Raw genomic sequence first — 21,999 nt, forward strand, 5'->3', positions numbered from 1 at the left:
GACGGTATCCGGCTTTATATTCCGTTTTTATTGATACCGTCTTTTCCCGATGCGCTGAATGGTGGCGTTATTGAAAAGATTGGCACTGGGTTTTCTTGCCCTGAGTGCGGCATTCGGTCATCAGCTTACCGTTCTTATTCCATGCCTGCATTTTCCAGGATTGCGGTTCACGTTCCATCACCATGAAACCAACGTCATTGGAATTACTGAAATGTGCAATTTCAGCTGCGGCATAAGGTGTGGTTCCCGCGGGTAAAACAGCTGGCAGTGGCGAATCAAGCGAGGAACCGCCATTGCCTGAAACAAACTGCACCGGATGATCAGTGTTAAATGTCAGTGCCTCGAACAAATGAACATGCCCTGCCAGAGTTGCCTGTACTTTGGAAGGAAACAGACGCGTCGAATTAACCTCATGCATCACCCCCTGCAAGGCGGCGTTGCCGGGCCAGATCGTTAATCCACCCTCTTTATTCCTTCCCGCACCCAGACCAAGAATCGGATGGTGATTGATGAAAATATTGAAATCGGCTGCGTCAGACAACTGATTCACCGTCTTGAATTGCTCCATGTAAACCTGATACGGCACATCATTTTTGCCTAGCGCTTTGTTCGGTACTTTAGACGAATCAAACACGATCAGTTGCGCAGCTTCTTGCCCGACGCGCCCTAACGGTACCGCGTAAGGTGGGCTGTAATCACCACTGGCATCGTCGCGTTCAGCATTACAATCACGTCCGCTTTGCAAAGGACGAGGGTCGAGGAAGCGCCACCAGCCTTGCCCGGCGCGGGTGCAGGTTTCATGGTTGCCACGCACCATCACCCACGGCGCAACTTTCAATAAAGCCTGTGCCGGATCGAAAAAATCCGCTTTCCAGGTATCCCAGCCATAACCCCAGGGGCTGCCAGCGCAGTCTTTATTCCCTTCCGGGCAGGCATTCTCGCGGTAATGATAATCACCGACGTGAATCACCAGATCCGGCTTTGTTTTGGCGGCAGCTTCCACCATCGATCTGAATGCCCATTTCTCGCTGTCGCTACATGACTGAAAATAGTTATCCGCCAGTTTCAGACGGCAACCGGTATCGCCAATCACGACAATCTTCTTCGCGATCGCCTGAGGCAATGGCAACGCTCTCCCACCAACGCTGGCGGAGCTGGTCGTCGGTGACAATGTCGCCTCGCAAGTCAGTACCGGAAATGCGGACGGTTTAGAATCGTTCGCACTACTTGCGGTCTTGCGTTGCGGGATAGTCGCGGAGTCGGCTCGCGCGGTCATCATTTGCGCTTTACCATCTTGCGTCAACACCGGACAAACCGTATCCGTGGTCACCACACGTGCCACTGCTTGCCCCTGTTCACCAAGCACAGTCCATGCTTGTTGCAGGCCATCTTGTTGCGCAGACAGTTGGGGTGACGTACTACAAGCGGATAAAGTCAGAACAGTTGCGACTGGCAATAGCAACACAGACGACAATACAGAACGAATGGAACAGGTAGTCATTTTTCCTCACACTATTTTTAATCTGGGGCCATGCTAATCATTGGATGTGTCGGCAATATGAATTGCTTTTTCTATGTGCAACAACTATTTATTTCACGCCCACTGCGGCATACGCGAGACGCTTGAAATCGAATGAAAACGGATGCCAGAAACTCATTAATCTTTGCGTCATCAGTATTCCCGCAATATTGTGGCGCGGGTTGATCCACCAGTGCGTACCGGCGATACCGCCCCATTCAAATTCACTTTCCGAACCGACCGGGTCGATGGACGAGGGGCGCAACGTCACCGCACCGCCGAATCCAAAACCCTTGCCCGGCACATCACCAACACCCGGAAAACCTATGCCTGCGCCCGCTGGCAACTGATTCTGCATCATCAGGTGCATGGTTTCCGGTTTCAGTAAATGATCACCGTCCGGCATAAAACTACGCATCAGCACCAGCATATCGTGCATGCTCGATACCAGCCCACCGCCGCCGGACAAACGCGGCACCGGCTTGGTAAACGCACCGGGATACGGCGATTTATCCAGTCGGCGCAAACCGCGCTGCAACACATTTGCAGGATCAGCACCGCCGTAATAAGCGGTCAGTCTGTGCAGTTTATTTTCCGGAACATAGAAACTGGTTTCATCCATACCCAGCGGATTGAGTATTCGCAAACGCAGGAACTGATCGAAATTTCTGCCACTGACCACTTCGACCACACGTGATAACACGTCGGTGGCAATCGAGTACTGCCAGGCTTCACCGGGATGAAAACTCAGAGGCAATTCCTCCAGAATATCGATCATTTCCGCCAGCGTCTGGAAAGCATTCAACACTTTGCGTTCGTTATAGGCTTTGTACATCAGGCTGCCGTGATCCAGCAGCCCATAGCTCAACCCGGACGTATGGTTCAGCAAATGACGGATAGTGATCGATGAACGTGCCGGTTCGGTATCGTCAAGACTGTTCGCGCCAGCCTTCAACACGCGACGATTGCCTAACTGCGGCAAGTAATTTTCCAGCGGATCATCGAGTGCGATTTTGCCATCCTCGATTAACAGCATGATCGCCATCGAGGTGATCAGCTTGGTATTCGAAAAAACGCGGAACAAATGATCACCACGCAAGGGAATTTGGTTCTCAATGTCGGCCCAACCGGCGTGGTGTTCATGCACCAGATCACGTCCCACCAGCACCGCCGTTGATACCCCCGCCAGTATCTGACGGTCCACATATTGCTGCATTGTTGAATTTACTTCACCGAAATCGTAAGCCATATCGTTTATGATGATTTTTCTGTTTTATGTATTTTGTTCAGTGGCACTTGCGAGTTGTAATCCGAAGTGCTGTTGTCGTCGAACCGCCATCTTACTACTCAACACTATGCCCATCTCATCTCCACGCGAATTTCTGAATTCCCTGTATCAGGCAGCGGTCGACGCCGTCAGTGCAGAAAAATGTCTGCCGGCCTTTCTGCCAGAGCCGCCACGGCATGGCCGCACCATTGTGATCGGCGCAGGCAAAGGCGCGGCAGCGATGGCACACACGGTTGAACAACACTGGAAAGGCGAATTATCGGGACTGGTCGTGACGCGTTATGGTCACGGCGTACCGTGCGAGAAAATTGAGGTCATCGAAGCCGCACATCCTGTTCCTGATATCGCCGGGCAGCAAGCAGCCGCGCGGATTTTGCAAATGGTGCAGGGTTTAACAAAAGACGATCTGGTGCTGTGTCTGATTTCCGGCGGTGGCTCTGCTTTACTGGCCTTGCCTGCAGAAGGCATCACACTGGAACAAAAACAAGCGATCAACAAAGCGTTGTTGAAAAGCGGTGCCGCCATCAGCGAAATGAATTGCGTACGCAAACATTTGTCTGCAATCAAAGGCGGCAGATTAGGATTAGCCTGTGCACCGGCAAGAGTGATCACCTTGATGATTTCAGATGTGCCAGGTGATGACGCCAGTATTATCGCCAGTGGCCCGACGCTGCCGGATGACACCACCTGTGCCGATGCGCTCGCTATTTTGCGCAAATACGCGATTGCAATTCCTGACAATATCGAAACCCATCTGCAGTCCGGGCAGGGAGAAACACCGAAATCCAGCGACCCACGTTTCGCCCGCCACGAACACCACATCATCGCCACTGCCCAGCACGCGCTGGATGCGGCGGCGTATCAGGCCAGAACTATGGGCATCGCAGCGCATATCTTATCGGATGGCATCGAAGGCGAGGCGCGTGATATCGGCCTCATGCACGCCGCGCTGGCATTGCAGGTCACCCGTAAAAGCCAGCCCTTCCCCAAGCCTTGCGTCATTTTGTCCGGTGGCGAGACCACGGTGACCGTACGCGGTAACGGTCGCGGTGGCCGTAACGCAGAATTTTTACTGAGTCTGGCCGCGACACTCAACGGTCATCCCGGCATTTACGCAATTGCTTGTGACACTGATGGCATTGATGGCTCTGAAGATAATGCCGGAGCCTACTATGAGCCCGCATCTGCGCAGCGGGCAATGACACTCAATTTATCGCCGAAAAAAATGTTAGAGAACAATGATGGCTATGGCTATTTTTCCGCGCTGGGAGATTTGATCGTCAGCGGGCCGACACGCACGAATGTCAATGATTTCAGAGTAATTTTGGTTTTGTGAATGCAGCAGTCGCATTTATAATGTCGGCCGAATACTCAACATGCGGTTTTCATGATAATTCCTGCACAACAAGCCTCTTAATCTAAGGGCATTGTTCTTGCTTAAAGCTAGTGTTAATTAAGCATTCCTGATGTAGTTAATGATGCAGTAACAATGAAATAACGAGCAACAGATGGCGGGCAGGATATTGGTTAAATACGTGGATAAATACGTGGATAAATACGGACGTCCACTCCGTGCCAACCTGACATCTGCTGGTCCCGTCATCCATCATTGATCAGGATTTATAAATAGCTACGCCCATGTTCACCAGCACTCCAGCCGTTTTTTCCATAGAAAGGTCATTGTGACTTCTATCGCAGCACCGCTATCGTCGAGGTTAGCACTGTCTGATATCTGTAAAAGCTATCCCTCCGTCGTCGCCAACGATCATATCAATCTCAGCGTTGCTCCCGGCGAAATCCATGCGGTACTGGGCGAGAACGGTGCGGGTAAATCAACGCTGATGAAAATTATTTTCGGCGCGGTCAAGCCAGACTCTGGCAAAGTGCTGTGGAATGGTCAGGAAGTGAAAGTAGCAACGCCACAAGATGCGCGCAAACTTGGCATCTCGATGGTGTTTCAGCATTTCTCTCTGTTTGATACTTTAACCGTGACAGAGAATATCGCCCTCGGCCTGGATGCCGGGACAGATATGACGCAACTGGCAGAACAAATCCGCCAGACTGGTGAAAACTATGGTCTGGAGCTGGAACCACATCGGCATGTTCACACCTTATCTGTCGGTGAGCGTCAGCGTGTGGAAATTGTGCGTGCCCTGCTGACGCATCCGCAATTATTAATTCTGGATGAACCAACCTCAGTCCTGACGCCGCAAGCTGTACAAAAATTATTTATCACCCTGCGCAAAATTGCAGCAGAAGGCTGCAGCATTTTATATATCAGCCATAAGCTCGATGAAATCCGTGAACTGTGCCATTCGGCGACCGTGATGCGCATGGGCAAAGTCACCGGTCATTGCGATCCGCGCGAGGAAACAGCAGCCAGCCTGTCGCGCATGATGATCGGCGACGCCGTTCAGCATCACCCGCATGATGCAAGCATACAAAAAGGACCATTGCGACTGCAGATCGAGCGACTCAGCCTGCCGAAAGCGCATGCATTTGCGACGGCATTAGAGCAGATTGACCTGAGCTTATTTGGCGGTGAAATCGTTGGTATCGCCGGGGTTTCCGGTAATGGTCAGCAGGAGTTACTGGCGGCCTTGTCCGGTGAAGACCGCCGTCCGGCGGCGCAGATGGTACAACTCAAAGGCAAAGCTGTCGGCCGTTACGGCCCCGAAGCACGGCGCGAACTGGGACAAAGTCTGGTGCCGGAAGAACGTCTCGGACGTGGCGCAGTACCCGAACTCAGCCTGACGGATAACATGCTGTTGTCACAGCAGAAAGCACCATTTGTACGCCACGGCATGATCAATTTTAAACACACGATACAAGCTGCCAGCGACATCATCGGCCGTTTTCGCGTGAAAGCCTCGGGACCTGCAGCAGCCGCACGCAGCTTATCCGGTGGGAATTTGCAGAAATTTATTGTCGGTCGCGAAATTATGCGGCATCCCGATGTGTTCATCGTCGCACAACCGACGTGGGGCGTGGATGTCGGCGCTGCCGCCCAGATTCACGGTGAAATACGTCAGTTGAAACAGGCAGGCTGCGCAGTGCTGGTGATTTCCGAAGAATTAGATGAATTATTTGAGTTGTGTGATCGCATGTATGTCATTGCCAAAGGGCGCTTGTCTCCCTCGGTGGCTACGGCAGACGCCAGCAGAGAACAGATAGGATTATGGATGAGCGGTTTATGGGAAGATCAGGCGACAGCTAAGCAAGAGGCCGAGCATGTTTAAACTGGAATTACGTCCGGCCTCTTCACGGGTGATGGCTTATTTCTCACCGGTATTCGCCCTGTTGTTGACGGTCTTTTTTGGTGGCCTGCTGTTTCTCGCGCTCGGTAAAAATCCGCTGACCGCCTTGCAGGTATTTTTGCTGGAACCTTTACGTAACGCTTCGACCATCGCTGATTTATTACTGAAAACCACGCCACTGGTGCTGTGCGCGCTGGGCCTGTCAGTCTGTTACCGCGCGAATATCTGGAATATCGGTGCCGAAGGTCAGTTGATTGCTGGCGGCCTTGCCGCTGGTGCCACGATTTTGTTTTTCGACCAGGGCACACCTGGCATTTCGAATATTTCCGGCGGTCTGGTGTTATTACTGGCAACGCTGGCGGGTATTGCCGGTGGTGCCGCATGGGCATCTGTCACGGCCTTATTGCGCGACCGTTTTAACGCGAATGAAATTCTGGTGTCGCTGATGCTGACCTATATCGCGCAGTTATTGCTGATGTATGCGGTCAACGGCCCGTTGAAAGATCCGAACGGAATGAACTTTCCGCAATCAAAAGTTTTTTCCAGCGAATTTCTGTTACCGCATTTGTTCAATGGCAGTCGCTTACATATAGGCTTTCTGGTGATGCTGGTTGCCAGCGGCGGCATGGCGATTTTTATCTATCGCAGCTTTGCTGGCTTTCGCTTAACCGTCGGTGGGCTGGCACCGCTGGCCGCCCGTTATGCGGGCTTTTCCAGTCGCAAGGCTTTATGGACTTCGCTGTTGATTTCTGGCGGCTTCGCGGGCATGGCTGGCGCATTTGAAGTCGCTGGCCCTATCGGTCAGGTGCTGCCGTCGATTTCGCCCGGATATGGCTTTGCGGCCATTATCGTTGCCTTCATCGGTCGCTTAAATCCTATCGGCACCATTTTTGGCGGACTGGTGCTGTCTCTGTTTTACCTCGGTGGCGAAATGGCGCAGTCGCGTCTCGGTCTGCCCTCAGCGATTACCGGCCTGTTTCAGGGCATGCTGTTATTCATGTTGCTGGCCTGTGACACCTTAATCAATTACCGCCTGCGCTGGAAGAAATAAGCATGGAAAATTTTGCTGCTCTGATTGCTGCGTCAATCAATTCTGGTACACCGCTGCTGATCGCTGCCTTGGGTTTGCTGATCAATGAACGTGCAGGTGTGCTCAATCTTGGTGCCGAAGGCATGATGCTGGTCGCTGCGATTGTCGGCTTTGCGGTTGCTCATCAGACCAATGTCCCGGCACTTGGTTTTGTCGCAGGTGCGCTTGCGGGCATGCTGATGTCCAGCCTGTTTGCATGGCTGACATTGGTACTGACCACCAACCAGGTAGCGACGGGTCTGGCATTATCGATTTTTGGTGCCGGACTATCGGCGTTTATCGGGCAATCTTTCGTCGGTCAATCCTTACCGGCAGGCGCGCATGGTATTCCATTTTTATCGGAATTGCCGTTTCTCGGTAAGGCGTTATTTGACCAGCACTGGGCCGTGTATTTCAGCCTGTTGTTATGTATCGGCATCATCTGGTTCTTATATCGCACCCGCGCCGGACTGGTGTTACGCGCAGTCGGCGAATCACCGGAATCTGCGCATGCTCTCGGTTATCCAGTCAGAAAAATCCGCTACGGTGCGCTGTTATTCAGCGGTGCCTGCTGCGGTATAGCAGGCGCCTATCTGTCGGTAGTCTACACACCAATGTGGGTGGAAGGTCTGGTCGCAGGACGCGGCTGGATTGCCCTTGCACTGACCACATTTGCCACCTGGCGTCCGGCACGCGTCTTGCTGGGTTCCTTACTGTTTGGCAGCGTGACTATCCTGCAATTTCATTTTCAGGCGATCGGTATTGCGGCTCCTTCACAAATTTTATCGATGCTACCTTACGCAGCAACGATACTTGTGTTGGTACTGATTTCACGTAATCCGGATTGGATACGCCTGAATATGCCAGCATCACTGGGGAAACCTTTCCGCCCCTGAACCGGACAGATGGTTCACGCTGTACTGTTTTTTGAAAACCTTATTTTTTGTTCACCGAAGGAAGCTCATTATGAAAATTTCCCGTAGAAAAACACTGGTGGCAGCAATGTCACTGGCAGTCTTTGGTCTTGCTGCTTGCGGTAAAAAAGAAGAAGCAAAACCTGAAGCCGCGCCAGCCAGTACGGTTGCCGCAACGGCAGCAGCTGAACCTTTAAAAGTCGGCTTCATCTATGTTGGCCCAGTCGGCGACGCAGGCTGGACTTATGCGCACGATGCAGCGCGCAAACAGGTCGAAGCCAAATTCGGCGACAAAGTAAAAACCACGTTTGTCGAAAATGTACCGGAAAGCGCTGCTGACGCTGAACGCGTGATTCGCGATCTGGCGACACAAGGTAACAAGGTGATTTTCGGCACCACCTTCGGTTACATGGAAGCAATGCTGAAAGTAGCGAAAGATTTTCCTGATGTGAAATTTGAACACGCAACAGGCTACAAAACGGCAGACAATCTGGCGCAATACGATGTCCGTACTTATGAAGGCGCTTATCTGGCGGGTATCGCTGCCGGTAAATTGAGCAAATCCGGCAAATTGGGCGTGGTCGCTTCCGTACCAATTCCAGAAGTGCTACGTAACATCAACGCATTTACGCTCGGTGCGCGCAGCGTGAATCCTAAAGCAACAACCAAAGTTGTGTGGGTTAACAAATGGTTTGATCCGGGCAAAGAACGCGAAGCAGCAACGACACTGGTTGGTCAGGGCGTTGATGTACTGATGCAAAACACGGATTCTGCAGCAGTTGTACAGACAGCAGAAGAAAAAGGCGTGGTGGCTTTCGGCTGGGATAGCGACATGACGAAATTCGGTCCGAAAGCGCATGCTGCAGCGTCGGTGATCGACTGGAGCGGCTACTACATCAAGCGCGTTGGCGAAGCGATGGAAGGCAAATGGAAATCAGAAACCACCTGGTGGGGTCTGAAAGAAAACATGATAGACCTGAAAGCATTCAATGCGAATTTATCCGATGATGTGAAAAAACTCATCGCTGAAAAACGTCAGGGTGTGATTGATGGCACAGCGCCAATCTGGAAAGGTCCGATCAAAGACAACACAGGCAAAGAAGTGCTGGGTAAAGATGTCGTTGCTGACGACAAGTTCCTGCACGAAATCAAGTTCTATGTTGAAGGCGTGGATGGCAAAGTACCAGGCTGATCTGCCTCTGATCACATAGTCAAATAAAAACGTCGCCCGGTGCCACACCCGGCGACGTTTTTTATCTGCGCCCTGTCTCAGGCGTAGACTTCACCGGCGGCCTCGGCCACTATACGGCGCAGCCATTGCACTTCAGCTGCCGCATGTACCCGCTCGTGCCACAGCATGAAGAACTGCATCTTTGGCATCGCAATCGGCATCGCTAATATTTCTATCGGCCAATCTTTCGCACACTGAACGGCAAAGCTGCGGCTGGTCGTGAAAACCAAATCCGTCTTCGACAAGATGTACGGCACCATACCAAAATACGGTATTGTCATCTGTATCTTACGTTTCAGACCCTGCTCCGCCAGCGCCGTATCAATAATGCTGCGGTGTCCCATCATGTAAGGCGTCGGCGCCAGATGTGCCATTTCCAGATAATATTTCAGCGACAATCCTTTGCTGACAACAGGATGTTTACGATTCACCATGCAAACGACGTCGTCTTCAAACAACTGCGCGATATGCAAATGCGGCGGTAAATCAGGCCAGTTACCGATCACGCAATCCAGCTCTCCACTTTCCAGCGCGGCGGCATAATCAAAACCGGCATTCAGTGCATGCACAACCAGAACTGCGTTGGGCGCGAGTTCCCGCACTTTTTCCATCACCAGAGGAATCAGTAAGACGCTGAGATAATCGGGCGCGCCGAGATGAAATACCCGCTCGCTGGTCGCCGCGACAAATGCCGGTGGTGGGCTGGCAATGCTTTCCAGCAGACTCAGCCCCTGACGCGCCAATAGCAGTAACTCCTGCCCGCGTTCGGTCGGCGTCATGCCGTTTTTACCGCGTACCAGAATTGCATCGCCGGTGATGTCGCGTAAGCGTTTCAGCATATTGCTGATGGCGGGCTGCGATTGCCCCAGTTTCATTGCGGTACGCGTGACACTGCGTTCGCTCAGCAAGGTATGCAATACCCGCAGCAAATTGGCGTCGAGCTGATCAACCGGGCGCGCGCTCATGCAGGTAACTCCGCCAGCACTTTGCCATCGACAAACACTTTCATTTCACCGGGAGAAAACTGAGTCCAGATTTCGTCGCTGGTCAGCGGTTCGGTAACAATCACCGCCACTCTGTCATCTGGCGTGGTGACTTCTGCAAAATCGACCGTCACCTGCTCATCCGATAAATTCGCCGTCGTGAACGGATACTGCCGGATGATGTAATGTAATTTGGTCGAACAGTGAGTGAATAAGGCCTCACCGTTTGAGAGCATCATATTGAATGTGCCGTAAGCGGCGATTTCGCTGGCAATCCCGCGCAGAAAAGAAGTCAGCTCGGGCAATGCCGGTAAAGTTCGCCCGAACCGATGGCGCATTTGCTGCAGGATGTAGCAAAAAGCACGTTCACTATCGGTCGTTCCTACCGGTAAAAAACTACCGTCGAGTTCGGGCGCAAATTCTTTCAGGTCGCCATTATGGGCAAATACCCAGTAACGCCCCCAGCATTCACGCACAAACGGATGGCAGTTTTCCAGCATGACTTCACCTTGTGTCGCCTTACGGATATGCGCAATCACATTTTTTGATTGGATCGGTAAACGCTTGATCAGATCAGCCACCGGTGAGCTGACTGCGGGTTGATGATCGACAAAATGACGTACGCCATTGCCCTCAAAAAAAGCGATGCCCCAGCCATCTTTATGCTCGTCGGTACGTCCGCCGCGCGTCGCAAAACCCGTGAAACTGAACACGATGTCGGTCGGGGTATTGCAGTTCATTCCTAATAATTGACACATGATGCAAACAGAAAAATTCGGTATCCGCACACCTTAACATAGGCATACTTATTTATGCTCCCGGGCGATGTATATTCAGACTGCGATTGTCAGCTTGCTGCTAACAAGTGTTAGTAGATTTCAACAGCCCAGCAAGAAGCTGCAACAGTGATCCAACTGATCAGATAGTTTCCTCTATGATAAGAAAAAAGATTAAAATAAACATGTATTTACTTCTACATAAAGAACAAAAAACTTACCGTTTCTATCCATCCTGAAATACAGACACCTGAGGTAAAGCATGATCAATACATTCGGTATCAGTGCGGTTTTGTCAGCCATTCCTGAGCTGAAATCGGTCGCCCCTGCGCACTATCCGCGCTTGCTGGCAGAAGCAGAAAAGACGTCCTTTTCTACACAATGGAGCCATTGGCGAGCCGTCTTTGTCGGCATCCTGGTCTGTATTTTTTATATTTTTCCGTCGACAACCTCGTCTGGCGGTTCGTTCATGCTGCAGACATTTGTCCAAGTAGGATTTGCATGGATCATATTGTTTTTTTGCGACTACTTTTATTTGCGCATACTCAGAAATGCGGTGCTGGCGGAATTAAACAAAGTGGTGTGATGCTGCCCGTCGTCATCGACAGCGAGCATATTCAGTCAACCGGTATTCATCACTACCACGTCCTATTGGCAAAGCGCTCTGCCAGAAAATCCAGTAAAGCCCTTACCGCTGGCGACAAATGTTTGCGTGACGGGTATAGCGCATAGATAGACATGTCCGGCAATTGCCATTCGGGCAGCACCACTTGCAGACTTCCGTCTTCCAGATGTGGCTTTGCCAGATAAACAGGCTGCAGGGCAATGCCGCCACCGGCCTGTGCAGCGCACAACAATGCGGTTGCTTCATTGGCGCTGAAATAGCTGCTGATTCTGACGGACACCAGTTCCTCCCCGCGCCTGAGAGTCCACACACTTTTACCAAAATTGGCATAGCTGAGGCCACGGTGTGCCGCCAGTTCGGCGGGTGTCTGTGGCATACCATGAGCACGAAGATACGCGGGAGACGCAACCAGAACTGAAGAGCACGGTGCCAGTACCCGCCCTATCAGACTGGGATCAGGTTCAGCGCTGATGCGAATAGCCAAATCTATGCGGGCATCGACCAGATTCAGCGCGCCTTCACTGATGTTCAGATCAATTTTTAGCTGCGGATAGCGTTTCAAAAATTCCACAATCGCTGCCGCGATCTGCGCATAGGCAAATGACATGCTGCAAGTAATGCGCAACTGCCCCCTCAATTCGCCTTCGTGGCTACCGGTTTCTTCTTCCATGTTTTCCATCAGCGCCATCATTTGCTCACTGCGCCGCAAACAATTTTCCCCCGCATCGGTCAGCGTCACGCGTCGCGTCGTCCGTTGCAGCAGACGTGCGCCCAGCCATTGTTCGAGCTCACTGACGTAGCGCGTGACCATCGCACGCGACATATCGAGCTTGTCAGCAGTTGCCGTAAAACTGCCACTCTTTGCCACCTCAGTAAACACTTGCATTGCAATCAGTCTATCCATCATTCGCTCATTTTATGAAACAGTTATGTACACTTTAGCGTATTTATCTGTACAAATACTGAAACTATAGTAGCTACCTGTACTGCAAAACAGTTTTTTTAATACTCAACAGGAGTTCACCATGATCCGCACATCCATCGTCGCCGCATCTCTCGCCATCGCTTTCACCTCTGCGCACGCAGCGCAACCGCTGCAAGTGAAGGTGTACAACGCGGACGGCAATAGTTTTAACGTTAATTCAACCCTGGTGTATGGCGAGAAAGATGCGATGGTCATTGACGCCGGCTTTACCCGCGCAGATGCACTGCGTATTGCCGCCAATGTACTCGACAGTGGAAAACAATTGACGACCATCTATGTCAGTCAGGCTGATCCCGATTACTACTTTGGTGTGGAAACACTGAAAGAAATATTTCCTCAGGCTGACGTCGTAACGACTCCGGCTGTGCTGGAAAAACTGATGCCGAAACTGGCAGGTAAAGTCGCATTCTGGGGACCTAAAATGGGTGCCAATGCGCCGCGCAAACCAGTGGTACCGCGTGCATTGTCAGAGAATACCCTGACACTGGAAGGGCAAACCATTGAGATCCGCGGCACACAGGGCGTGCTGGCGCACCGCCCTTATACCTGGATTCCATCCATCAAAGCCATCGTCGGTAACATCGGTGTTTTTGGTCAGATGCATGTCTGGACGGCAGATACACAAACCGCAGCAGAGCGCGCCGCCTGGGTCGCACAACTGGATGAAATGGCGGCGCTGAAACCTGAGCTCGTCGTGCCCAGCCACATGCAATCAGGAACAAAAATCGATATCAGCAACATTACGTTCACTAAAGATTATCTGCAAACATTTGAGAAAAAACTCGCGACCAGCAGCAATAGTGCAGAGCTGATCAATGCAATGAAACAGGCCTATCCGCAGATCAGCGCTGGTAGTATGTCGCTGGACATCGGCGCCAAAGTCAACAAAGGCGAAATGAAGTGGTAAGGAGAAAGCAACATGAAAACAACAATCACCTATCTGTTTGATCCCTTGTGTGGCTGGTGTTACGGTGCGGCACCGATGATAGGAAAGCTGAGCGAACAAAGCGATATCACGCTGGTGCTGGCACCATCCGGCCTGTTTTCGGACAGCGGCGGACGCGTCATGGATGGGGCGTTTGCTGATTACGCATGGTCAAATGATCAGCGTATCGAAAAACTCACAGGACAACGCTTTACTCCGGAATACCGCTCGCACATTCTGGGTAAGCCGGGTAGCCGGTTCGATTCGGCAGCAGCAACAATGGCGCTCAGCGCGGTTGCGATGAGCGCACCGGAAAGGGAACTCGACGCACTCAGGCTGTTACAGGAAGCCCGTTATCTGCACGCACAGGACACCTGCGATTGGTCTGTCGTGACTACTGTTTTACGCAATAACAATTTTAATCGTGCTGCAGATAGTCTGGCATCACCCGACGATGCCCTGCGCGACCGTCACCGGAAGCGTATCCGCAACGCACAGGAAATGATGCACAGTTTCGGTGTACAAGGAGTACCGGCGTTGATTATCAGCGATGGACAGGGGAGCCGTCTGCTCAGAAGTAATGCGCTGTACACCAACTTTGATACCCTGCTCGGCGACATCGCGGCAGCGTGAGGCAAATCATTCCGCTCATCGCCATAAAAAAAGCTGACCGTTTGGTCAGCTTTTTTAGCGTCGTATCCGAGCAAATTCCCCCAACACGGCGATTACAGATCATTCTGCCGTCAAGAACTGTCGGTCTACTTTCCTATACAAAAACGCGAGAAAATCACACCCAGCAAATCGTCCGACGTGAATTCACCGGTGATGCTGTTGAGGCGATCTTGTGTCAGGCGCAGTTCTTCGGCGAATAAATCCAGCGACTGATCATTTTGCGCGGCATATTCAGCCGCATTTTGCAGATGTTCATGTGCTTGCTTCAACGCAATCAGATGCCGTTCGCGGGCCAGATATAAAGATTCACCCGTCTGCTGCCAGCCCGCAATACGCAATAACTCCTTGCGCAACAGATCGATACCGATATGCTCAGAGGCGGACAGATAAATATGCGTCGCATCATCCATAGAATCAACGCTGGCATGATGACCAGAGAGATCAATCTTGTTCCAGACGCGAATCACAGGAACACCATCAGGAAAACGGGCGACAATGGCTTCGTCGGCACGGGTCGGGCCACGGCTGGCATCCAGCAGATGCAAAATCACATCGGCCTTTTCAACCTCGGCCCAGGTGCGCTCAATGCCAATACGCTCAACCGTATCAATGGCATTCACGATACCACCCGGCTCGGTATCGTCGTGCTCATGACGTATGCCTGCGGTGTCGATGATATTCAGCGGTATGCCTTCGATATGGATGGTTTCCGTCACTTTATCGCGGGTCGTGCCGGCAATCGGTGTGACGATTGCCACATCATCACCAGCCAGCGAATTAAGTAAAGAAGATTTACCGACATTCGGCTGCCCGGCCAGCACCACATTCAAACCCTGACGCAGTAATGCGCCCTGCGCGGCCTGCTCGAACACTTTTTGCAAAGCGGTCTGTATCACCGATAGCTGACCTCGTGCATTTGATTTTTCGAGAAAATCGATTTCTTCTTCAGGAAAATCCAGTGTCGCTTCCACCAGCATACGCAGATGCACGACCTTCTCCACCAAGGCATGAATCACTTTAGAAAATGCGCCGGACAAGGATTGCGAAGCCGATTTCGCAGCAGCTTCGGTCGATGCTTCGATCAGATCGGAAACCGCCTCTGCCTGCGCCAGATCGAGTTTGTCATTCAAAAAAGCGCGTTGTGTGAATTCACCCGGCTCTGCCAAGCGCAGACCAGATTCTTTACCGGCTTCCAGACAGCGACTCAGTAACATTTGCATGACGACCGGGCCGCCATGTCCTTGCAACTCAATCACATCTTCACCGGTATACGAATGCGGCGCTTTGAAATACAGCGCGATGCCCTGATCAATAACCGTGCCATCCACTTGCGTAAAAGGCAGATAGGTTGCGTGACGGGGCTTTAACTGGGTGCTGCCAAACAGTGCTGTCATCACGGCAGCCAGATTTCTGCCGGAAATCCGCACCACGCCGATGCCTCCGCGTCCGGGGGCTGTGGCAATGGCGGCGATGGGAATAGGATCGTAAGTCATGTTGAAATTTTATCTGTGCTTGCACTGATCAAGTGCAGAATTGTCTGAATAGTTGTGACTGAAATGCGACAGGCTGGCGGTACGTCTTGCAGCCTGAACATCGTTGCAGCGATAAAAAAAGCCCGCGCAACGCGGGCTTTTTCCGGTGTGACGTTAAGCCTTGTGCTCAGGTGGAATCAATTTATTGTTGATCACCCATTGCTGACCTATCGACAGAATATTATTCACGACCCAGTACAATACCAGACCAGATGGGAAGAAGAAGAACATGACGGAAAACGCTAACGGCATGAACATCATCATCTTCGCTTGCATAGGATCTGCCGGTGCCGGATTGAGCTTGGTTGTGATGTACATCGAGATTGCGTAAATCACCGGCAAAATGAACAACGGATCAGGTGCGGTCAGATCAGTGATCCAGCCCATCCACGGTGCGCCGCGCATTTCCACGCTGGCTTGCAATACCCAGTACAAGGCCAGGAAAATCGGCATCTGGATCAGGATAGGGAAGCAGCCACCGAGCGGATTGATCTTCTCAGTTTTGTACAACTCCATCATCGCCTGATTCATTTTTTGCGGATCGTTTTTATAACGCTCGCGCACTGCCTGCATCTTCGGTGTGACGACTTTCATTTTAGCCATGCTGCGATAACCGGCAGCCGACAACGGGAACAAAGCCAGTTTGATTGCAATAGTGAAGGCAACGATAGTCCAGCCCCAGTTACCAATCAGGCCGTGTATCAACTCCATCAGACCAAACAATGGTTTAGCGATAATTGCCAGGATGCCGTAGTCTTTCACCAGCTCTAAACCTGGGGCAATTTTTTCCAATGTGGCAGTCGATTGCGGACCAGAATATAAAACGGCATCACTGGATTTGCTTGCTCCCGGAGCGATACTACCCAGCGGCAATACGGTGCTGACTGAGAAGACATTTTCTTTCACTTGTTCCGTGCGGAACTCACGTGTGCCCTTGTCTTGCGGTACAAATGCGGAAACAAAGAAATGCTGTATCACTGCAACCCAGCCGTTATCGGCTGATTTCGCATGGCTGTTGTTGCTGCTGCCAGCCAGTTCTTTTTCGGCTTTATGAATTTTTTCAAAATCCAGTTTCTGGAATTTTTCAGCATCGGTATAGATTGCAGGTGCATAAAATTCACTTGGGCCGGTGAACATAGAGCCACCCTCTGGTTTTGTGCCATCGTGAATTAACTGCAAGTACAGCGATGGTGTAATCGCCGCAGTGCTGTTGTTGCTGACCGTATGTTGAACACCAACTGCGTAATCACCTTTTTTGAAGGTAAAGGTTTTAGTCAGTTTCACGCCATTCTGTTCTGACTCCAGCAGCAATTGAACGCTGCTATCTGCATCCAGCGTACGTTTGCCTGGTTTCGCAACAAACACAGATTTATGGTTAGGAAACGCACCGCTGATTAAACCAGTCTGAGCCAGATAAATCCGTTTTTCGCCAGCATCAAACAAAACAACATTTTTGTGATTTTCTGTCTTTTCTTTCAAGCCAACGGCTTCCAGAAACGGCGTGTAGAAATGCTCGTGTTTGGCATCTTCTTTATATTTCAACAATTCAAGACGTCGAACCTCACCACCCAGCGTGTCAATATCGGCTTTCATCACGTCAGTCGTGATCGTGATGATCTCGCTCTTGACAGGAGCAACGGCAGGGTTATTCGCAGAGACCGGAGCGCCATTTGCACTGACTGCCAGTGTTGGTGCGGCCACAGCGGAGGCAGAAGCCGGAGCATTGGTATTTTTACTTTGCTGCGTGGTCGCGGAAGGAAAAAACATGGACGATTTGCCATTGTGGCGCATCCAGTTGTCCCACAGGAGCAACAGCGACATAGAGAAAATAACCCACAGGACGGTACGTTTGATATCCATTTGTGTATGTCAGGAAAGGTGTGAGGAATGACCAGTGTCGCCATCATGATCGTGGCAACACTTGTCGGATGTGGGGACGGTCTTATTTTTTTCACCGGCAGGTGGAACATTATCCACGCCACCAGGATGCCAGGGATGACATTTGCACAGGCGTTTGCCGGCTAAATAACTTCCCTTAACGGCACCATGCAGCTGAATCGCCTCTGCTGCATATTCAGAACAACTGGGGTAAAAACGACAATTCTGCCCCAGCATAGGACTGATTGCGTACTTATAAAAGCGTAGCAACAGGAGCAGCAGTGTTTTCATGTCAGCCAGCCTTACAAGCAGGCGCAGCGAACAGACGCACGATTTCCGCCCGCAGCTCACGTTTGAGCTGGGCAGTTGTCGCAGGACCGTCTTTGCTGTTCACTGGTCTGGATAAGCGCACAATACAATCCACGTTTTGCAACGCTGAGCACCGGAAAATCTCGCGCGTAACGCGCTTGATCGTGTTGCGTGTTACCGCCCTTGGCGCAAAGCGCTTGGCAGCAACAACACCCAGACGAGCGTGCGGCAAATCATTGGTTCTGGCATACAGCACAAAATGCGGCGTTTTTTGTACGGGGCGCAAACGAAAAACGGATGAAAACTCATCCGTTTTAACGATGCGACGAACGCGGGCAAAATCTGCACCGCCTGCATCTGCCTGAACTGGGTCAGTTAAATGATTGATCATGCGATTTCAGCCAGAGCTGCCGCAGACCAACAATTTAAAATCAAGCTGCCAGGCGTTTACGGCCTTTGGCACGGCGTGCGTTCAGAACAGCGCGGCCACCGCGGGTTGCCATACGTGCGCGGAAACCGTGGGTGCGCTTGCGGCGAACGACGGAAGGTTGGTAAGTACGTTTCATGTTGGTCTCGCTATTTGAGCAATAAAAAAAATCGGAATTACGGGTAAAGGCTTGCGTTTAATTGACGTCAGGCTTTTCACCTTTACTGCCCCAAAACCGCTGCTCATGGCTTGTTGCATGTCGTAAAAACGATGCACCATCCAATAAAAGAGGGTAGGGAACCCTGAATTAGACACCATTTTTAGCTTACGTGTCAATCACTTAGCACAAAATTTAATCAAAGCCCGTTTACGTACGGTCGTGCATAGGGAAGAATAAATTTAATCTCAAGGCTGTGGATAACTCTTGCAGTCGCGGTTAAAATAGAGGATTAGCGCGGCACCGGTTTATGCCTTTAAGGCAACTTTTTTGATCTGACTCAGATACAATGAGTTCAAAAAGGATAATAAGAAACTGTTGCGAAATTCGTCTGTGTTCTCTCAACTACAAGCGCCGTTCCGGCTTCCGGATGGCAGACTGATTTCGCAATCGCTTCATAGATTCGGCACCGCGCATTTGCATTTAATACATTAAAGTCATACATGGAAAATTTCTGGCAAGCCTGTTCGTCCCAACTTGAGCAAGAGCTTCCACCGCAACAATACAGCGCCTGGATCAAACCTCTCGTACCGCTCGACTTCGAAGAAGGCAAGCTGCGCATTGCTGCGCCTAACCGTTTTAAACTCGACTGGGTGAAAGCCCAGTTCGCTAACCGCATTTCAGAATTAGCCAATCAATATTGGGACGATGAAGTCGAAGTACAGTTTGTACTTGATCCGCGTGGCGGCAAAAAGCCAGCTGCACCCGCCCCTCGCGGCAACGGCAGCGATGGTGATCATTCCACGGCTAATGTCGAAATTGTCCAGGAAGCTGTGGCTGCGCCAGAAGCATCACCACGGCGCGACCTGAGCCGCATCAATGTCGAACTGACTTTCGACAGCTTCGTAACAGGTAAGGCGAATCAATTGGCACGCGCCGCAGCGATACAGGTGGCGAATAATCCGGGCGTATCTTACAACCCGCTGTTTCTGTATGGTGGCGTCGGGCTCGGTAAGACGCATTTGATTCATGCAATCGGCAACCAGATTCTGGTGGACAACCCGAATGCCAAAATCCGCTACATCCACGCTGAGCAATATGTACGCGACGTTGTCACGGCATATCAGCGCAAGGGTTTTGATGAATTCAAACGTTATTACCATTCGCTTGATCTGTTGCTGATCGATGACATTCAATTCTTTGGCGGTAAAAGCCGTACGCAGGAAGAGTTTTTCTATGCGTTCGAAGCACTGATCGCCGCAAAAAAACAGATCATCATCACCAGCGATACTTATCCAAAAGAAATCACGGGGATGGATGACCGCCTGATTTCGCGTTTTGACTCTGGTCTGACGGTCGCCATTGAACCACCGGAACTGGAAATGCGGGTGGCGATTCTGCTCAAAAAAGCGCATTCCGAAGGCGTACATTTTTCTGACGACGTCGCGTTTTTCGTTGCCAAGCATCTGCGCTCAAACGTGCGTGAGCTGGAAGGCGCACTGCGCAAGATTCTTGCTTACTCCCGCTTCCACGGCAAAGAAATCACGATCGATGTGGTGAAAGAAGCGCTGAAAGATTTATTGTCGGTGCAGAACCGACAGATCTCGGTAGAAAACATCCAGAAAACCGTGGCTGACTTTTTCAATATCAAAGTCGCTGATATGTATTCTAAAAAACGTCCGGCCAATATCGCCAGACCGCGCCAGATTGCGATGTATCTGGCAAAAGAACTGACGCAAAAGAGTTTGCCTGAAATTGGTGAATTATTTGGCGGACGCGATCACACCACAGTCTTGCATGCAGTACGCAAGATCACGGCTGATCGCGCGAAAAACCCTGAGTGCAACCATGAGCTGCATGTGTTGGAACAAACGCTCAAGGGCTGATCGCTGAAGCTTGAAAGTCTGGTCGGGCTAAAATAACCGAACCATCATGATGCAGAAGTGACAGCAGCAATCAAAGTATAAAGGCCTCGCCCACTTTTCGGGTCAGGCGTGAGTTTTTAAGTAGTCAGGCAGTACATAAAAAGTAATAAGAGACGAAGCAGATAAAGTCACGGGCAGAAAGCAGATCGCAAAACAAGAGGCAGCAACGTGCGAGATGCGACTGCCAGTGAACTTAACTGAGGCGCCCACAAATCAGGTCCCTTATCAACAACATAAGTGAGGATATTCAAATGCAATTGGTTAAAACCCACCGGGATACCCTGCTCCGGCCTTTGCAAATTGTGAGTGGTATTGTCGAGCGTCGGCACACATTGCCGATTTTGGCCAATATCCTCATTCGCAAAGATGGCGAACAAGTGTCGTTCCTCTCGACGGACATCGAGGTGCAGATCACGACCAAAGCAGAAATCGGCTCTGGCGGCGAGAACGTTGCCACCACAGTCGCTGCGCGTAAATTGCTGGACATCTTGCGCGCCCTGCCGGATGACAATGATGTTGTCTTGAAACTGGATAACAAGCGCATGAGCGTGCAATCGGGCAAATCCCGTTTCTCGTTGCAGACGCTGGCGGCAGAAGAGTTTCCTACAGTAGCGCAGGCTGAGCACTTCAATGCCAGCGTGAACCTGCCACAAAAAACACTGAAACACTTGTTCAACATGGTGCATTTCTCCATGGCGCAACAAGATATCCGTTATTACCTGAATGGCTTGTTGCTGGTGGTTGATGGCAAGAACGTCATCGCTGTTGCCACTGATGGTCACCGTCTGGCGTATTGCCAGGTCGAAGTCGAACAAGAATTTCCACGCCACGAAGTCATCATTCCGCGCAAAACCATCATTGAATTGCAGCGCTTGCTGGAAGACAAAGATGATCCTGTGCAGATCGACATCGCGAATAACCAGGTCAAACTGACATTTGCTGATATCGAATTGATTTCCAAGCTGGTCGAAGGCAAATTCCCAGACTTCAACCGCGTGATTCCTAAAGGTTACAAAAACAATTTCACGCTGGGTCGCGAACAATTACTGCGCTCTTTACAACGCGCAGCGATCATGACCAGCGACAAGTTTAAAGGCGTGCGCTGCGTCATCACACCTGGCAGCATGCAAATCTTGTCGACCAATGCCGATCAGGAAGAAGCGATGGAAGAAATTGAAATCGACTACGGTGGTGATAACGTCGATATCGGTTTCAATGTCAGTTATCTGCTGGATGTATTGAATAACCTGAAGTGCGAGCAAGTCAACATTGCTTTGGGCGATTCAAATTCATCTGCACTGATCACCATTCCTGACAACACCGACTTTAAATACGTCGTGATGCCAATGCGGATCTGATTTGCTCTGCCCCTTCTTCTGTCCGCAGAAGAAGGGTTGGGGATGAAAGCACCGTCATCACGCCGCGTCCTGCGTAGTCTCGCTGATCCGCGTTTTACTCTGCTGTCACCCCGCCCTCTTACACCTACGCAAGAGGGAGTTAACACCCTTGAACACGCAGTAAACACAA

At 51.1% G+C, this 21,999-nt stretch carries 20 protein-coding genes; 10 read left to right on the plus strand and 10 right to left on the minus strand.

Going from position 1 to position 21,999, the window contains the following annotated elements:
- Positions 1–67 precede the first annotated feature (67 nt).
- Together H8K38_RS06480 and H8K38_RS06485 are read right to left on the minus strand one after the other, a co-directional pair.
- Entirely contained in the window at positions 68–1,501 is a 1,434-nt protein-coding gene (locus tag H8K38_RS06480; protein ID WP_186883981.1) for a metallophosphoesterase, read from the minus strand.
- 88 nt (positions 1,502–1,589) lie between these two features.
- Positions 1,590–2,768, minus strand: a complete 1,179-nt coding sequence (locus H8K38_RS06485; protein ID WP_222610778.1) for a serine hydrolase — start codon at positions 2,766–2,768, stop codon at positions 1,590–1,592.
- Between the two features lie 106 nt (positions 2,769–2,874).
- Between H8K38_RS06485 and H8K38_RS06490 the strand changes: the two genes are divergently transcribed.
- The 5 genes from H8K38_RS06490 (at position 2,875) to H8K38_RS06510 (ending at position 9,239) form a co-directional block, all read left to right on the plus strand.
- A complete protein-coding gene (locus H8K38_RS06490; protein ID WP_186883982.1) occupies positions 2,875–4,143 on the plus strand; it encodes a glycerate kinase in 1,269 nt (422 codons plus the stop codon).
- A gap of 355 nt (positions 4,144–4,498) precedes the next feature.
- A complete protein-coding gene (locus tag H8K38_RS06495; RefSeq protein ID WP_370527132.1) occupies positions 4,499–6,046 on the plus strand; it encodes an ABC transporter ATP-binding protein in 1,548 nt (515 codons plus the stop codon).
- Positions 6,039–7,115 carry an ABC transporter permease gene (locus tag H8K38_RS06500; protein WP_186883983.1) on the plus strand — a complete coding sequence of 359 codons (1,077 nt, stop codon included), beginning with the start codon at positions 6,039–6,041 and terminating at the stop codon, positions 7,113–7,115. Before H8K38_RS06495 ends, H8K38_RS06500 begins: the two co-directional genes overlap by 8 nt.
- Before the next feature lie 2 nt (positions 7,116–7,117).
- Complete coding sequence (locus tag H8K38_RS06505; RefSeq protein ID WP_186883984.1) at positions 7,118–8,029, plus strand: ABC transporter permease; 912 nt, start codon at positions 7,118–7,120, stop codon at positions 8,027–8,029.
- Between the two features lie 70 nt (positions 8,030–8,099).
- Positions 8,100–9,239, plus strand: a complete 1,140-nt coding sequence (locus H8K38_RS06510) for a BMP family ABC transporter substrate-binding protein (RefSeq protein WP_186883985.1) — start codon at positions 8,100–8,102, stop codon at positions 9,237–9,239.
- A 77-nt stretch (positions 9,240–9,316) separates the two neighbouring features.
- Here H8K38_RS06510 and H8K38_RS06515 read toward each other — a convergent pair whose 3' ends face one another.
- Together H8K38_RS06515 and H8K38_RS06520 are read right to left on the minus strand one after the other, a co-directional pair.
- Positions 9,317–10,243 (minus strand): LysR family transcriptional regulator, encoded by a 927-nt coding sequence (locus H8K38_RS06515; RefSeq protein WP_186883986.1) that lies wholly within the window; start codon positions 10,241–10,243, stop codon positions 9,317–9,319.
- Positions 10,240–11,019 (minus strand): class II glutamine amidotransferase, encoded by a 780-nt coding sequence (locus H8K38_RS06520; protein ID WP_186883987.1) that lies wholly within the window; start codon positions 11,017–11,019, stop codon positions 10,240–10,242. Before H8K38_RS06520 ends, H8K38_RS06515 begins: the two co-directional genes overlap by 4 nt.
- Positions 11,020–11,299: 280 nt before the next feature.
- Here H8K38_RS06520 and H8K38_RS06525 point away from each other — a divergent pair, with 280 nt between their 5' ends.
- Positions 11,300–11,623, plus strand: a complete 324-nt coding sequence (locus H8K38_RS06525; protein ID WP_186883988.1) for a hypothetical protein — start codon at positions 11,300–11,302, stop codon at positions 11,621–11,623.
- A 52-nt stretch (positions 11,624–11,675) separates the two neighbouring features.
- Here the strand turns inward: H8K38_RS06525 and H8K38_RS06530 are convergent, their stop codons facing one another.
- Positions 11,676–12,566, minus strand: a complete 891-nt coding sequence (locus H8K38_RS06530; protein ID WP_186883989.1) for a LysR family transcriptional regulator — start codon at positions 12,564–12,566, stop codon at positions 11,676–11,678.
- 121 nt (positions 12,567–12,687) lie between these two features.
- On the opposite strand from H8K38_RS06530, the gene H8K38_RS06535 reads away from it, so the two are divergent.
- Positions 12,688–13,554, plus strand: a complete 867-nt coding sequence (locus H8K38_RS06535) for an MBL fold metallo-hydrolase (protein WP_186883990.1) — start codon at positions 12,688–12,690, stop codon at positions 13,552–13,554.
- 12 nt (positions 13,555–13,566) lie between these two features.
- Entirely contained in the window at positions 13,567–14,205 is a 639-nt protein-coding gene (locus H8K38_RS06540) for a DsbA family protein (RefSeq protein ID WP_186883991.1), read from the plus strand.
- A gap of 125 nt (positions 14,206–14,330) precedes the next feature.
- Here the strand turns inward: H8K38_RS06540 and mnmE are convergent, their stop codons facing one another.
- The 5 genes from mnmE to rpmH form a co-directional block, all read right to left on the minus strand.
- On the minus strand, positions 14,331–15,737 hold the full coding sequence (gene mnmE / locus H8K38_RS06545; protein WP_186883992.1) for a tRNA uridine-5-carboxymethylaminomethyl(34) synthesis GTPase MnmE: 1,407 nt from the start codon (positions 15,735–15,737) through the stop codon (positions 14,331–14,333).
- A 153-nt stretch (positions 15,738–15,890) separates the two neighbouring features.
- Positions 15,891–17,636, minus strand: coding sequence for a membrane protein insertase YidC (yidC, locus tag H8K38_RS06550; protein WP_186883993.1), 1,746 nt, complete (start codon positions 17,634–17,636; stop codon positions 15,891–15,893).
- Positions 17,637–17,645: 9 nt separating this feature from the next.
- Positions 17,646–17,945, minus strand: coding sequence for a membrane protein insertion efficiency factor YidD (yidD, locus tag H8K38_RS06555; protein ID WP_186883994.1), 300 nt, complete (start codon positions 17,943–17,945; stop codon positions 17,646–17,648).
- A gap of 1 nt (position 17,946) precedes the next feature.
- Complete coding sequence (gene rnpA / locus H8K38_RS06560) at positions 17,947–18,354, minus strand: ribonuclease P protein component (RefSeq protein ID WP_186883995.1); 408 nt, start codon at positions 18,352–18,354, stop codon at positions 17,947–17,949.
- A 40-nt stretch (positions 18,355–18,394) separates the two neighbouring features.
- Positions 18,395–18,529, minus strand: a complete 135-nt coding sequence (gene rpmH, locus H8K38_RS06565; protein ID WP_061535510.1) for a 50S ribosomal protein L34 — start codon at positions 18,527–18,529, stop codon at positions 18,395–18,397.
- Between the two features lie 521 nt (positions 18,530–19,050).
- Between rpmH and dnaA the strand changes: the two genes are divergently transcribed.
- Together dnaA and dnaN are read left to right on the plus strand one after the other, a co-directional pair.
- On the plus strand, positions 19,051–20,433 hold the full coding sequence (gene dnaA / locus H8K38_RS06570) for a chromosomal replication initiator protein DnaA (protein ID WP_186883996.1): 1,383 nt from the start codon (positions 19,051–19,053) through the stop codon (positions 20,431–20,433).
- 290 nt (positions 20,434–20,723) lie between these two features.
- Positions 20,724–21,830: a DNA polymerase III subunit beta gene (gene dnaN, locus H8K38_RS06575; protein ID WP_186883997.1), complete on the plus strand. Its 1,107-nt coding sequence runs from the start codon at positions 20,724–20,726 to the stop codon at positions 21,828–21,830.
- Positions 21,831–21,999 lie beyond the last annotated feature (169 nt).

The sequence above is a fragment of the Undibacterium sp. FT79W genome (assembly GCF_014284215.1).
Taxonomy (GTDB): Bacteria; Pseudomonadota; Gammaproteobacteria; order Burkholderiales; family Burkholderiaceae_D; genus Undibacterium; species Undibacterium aquatile.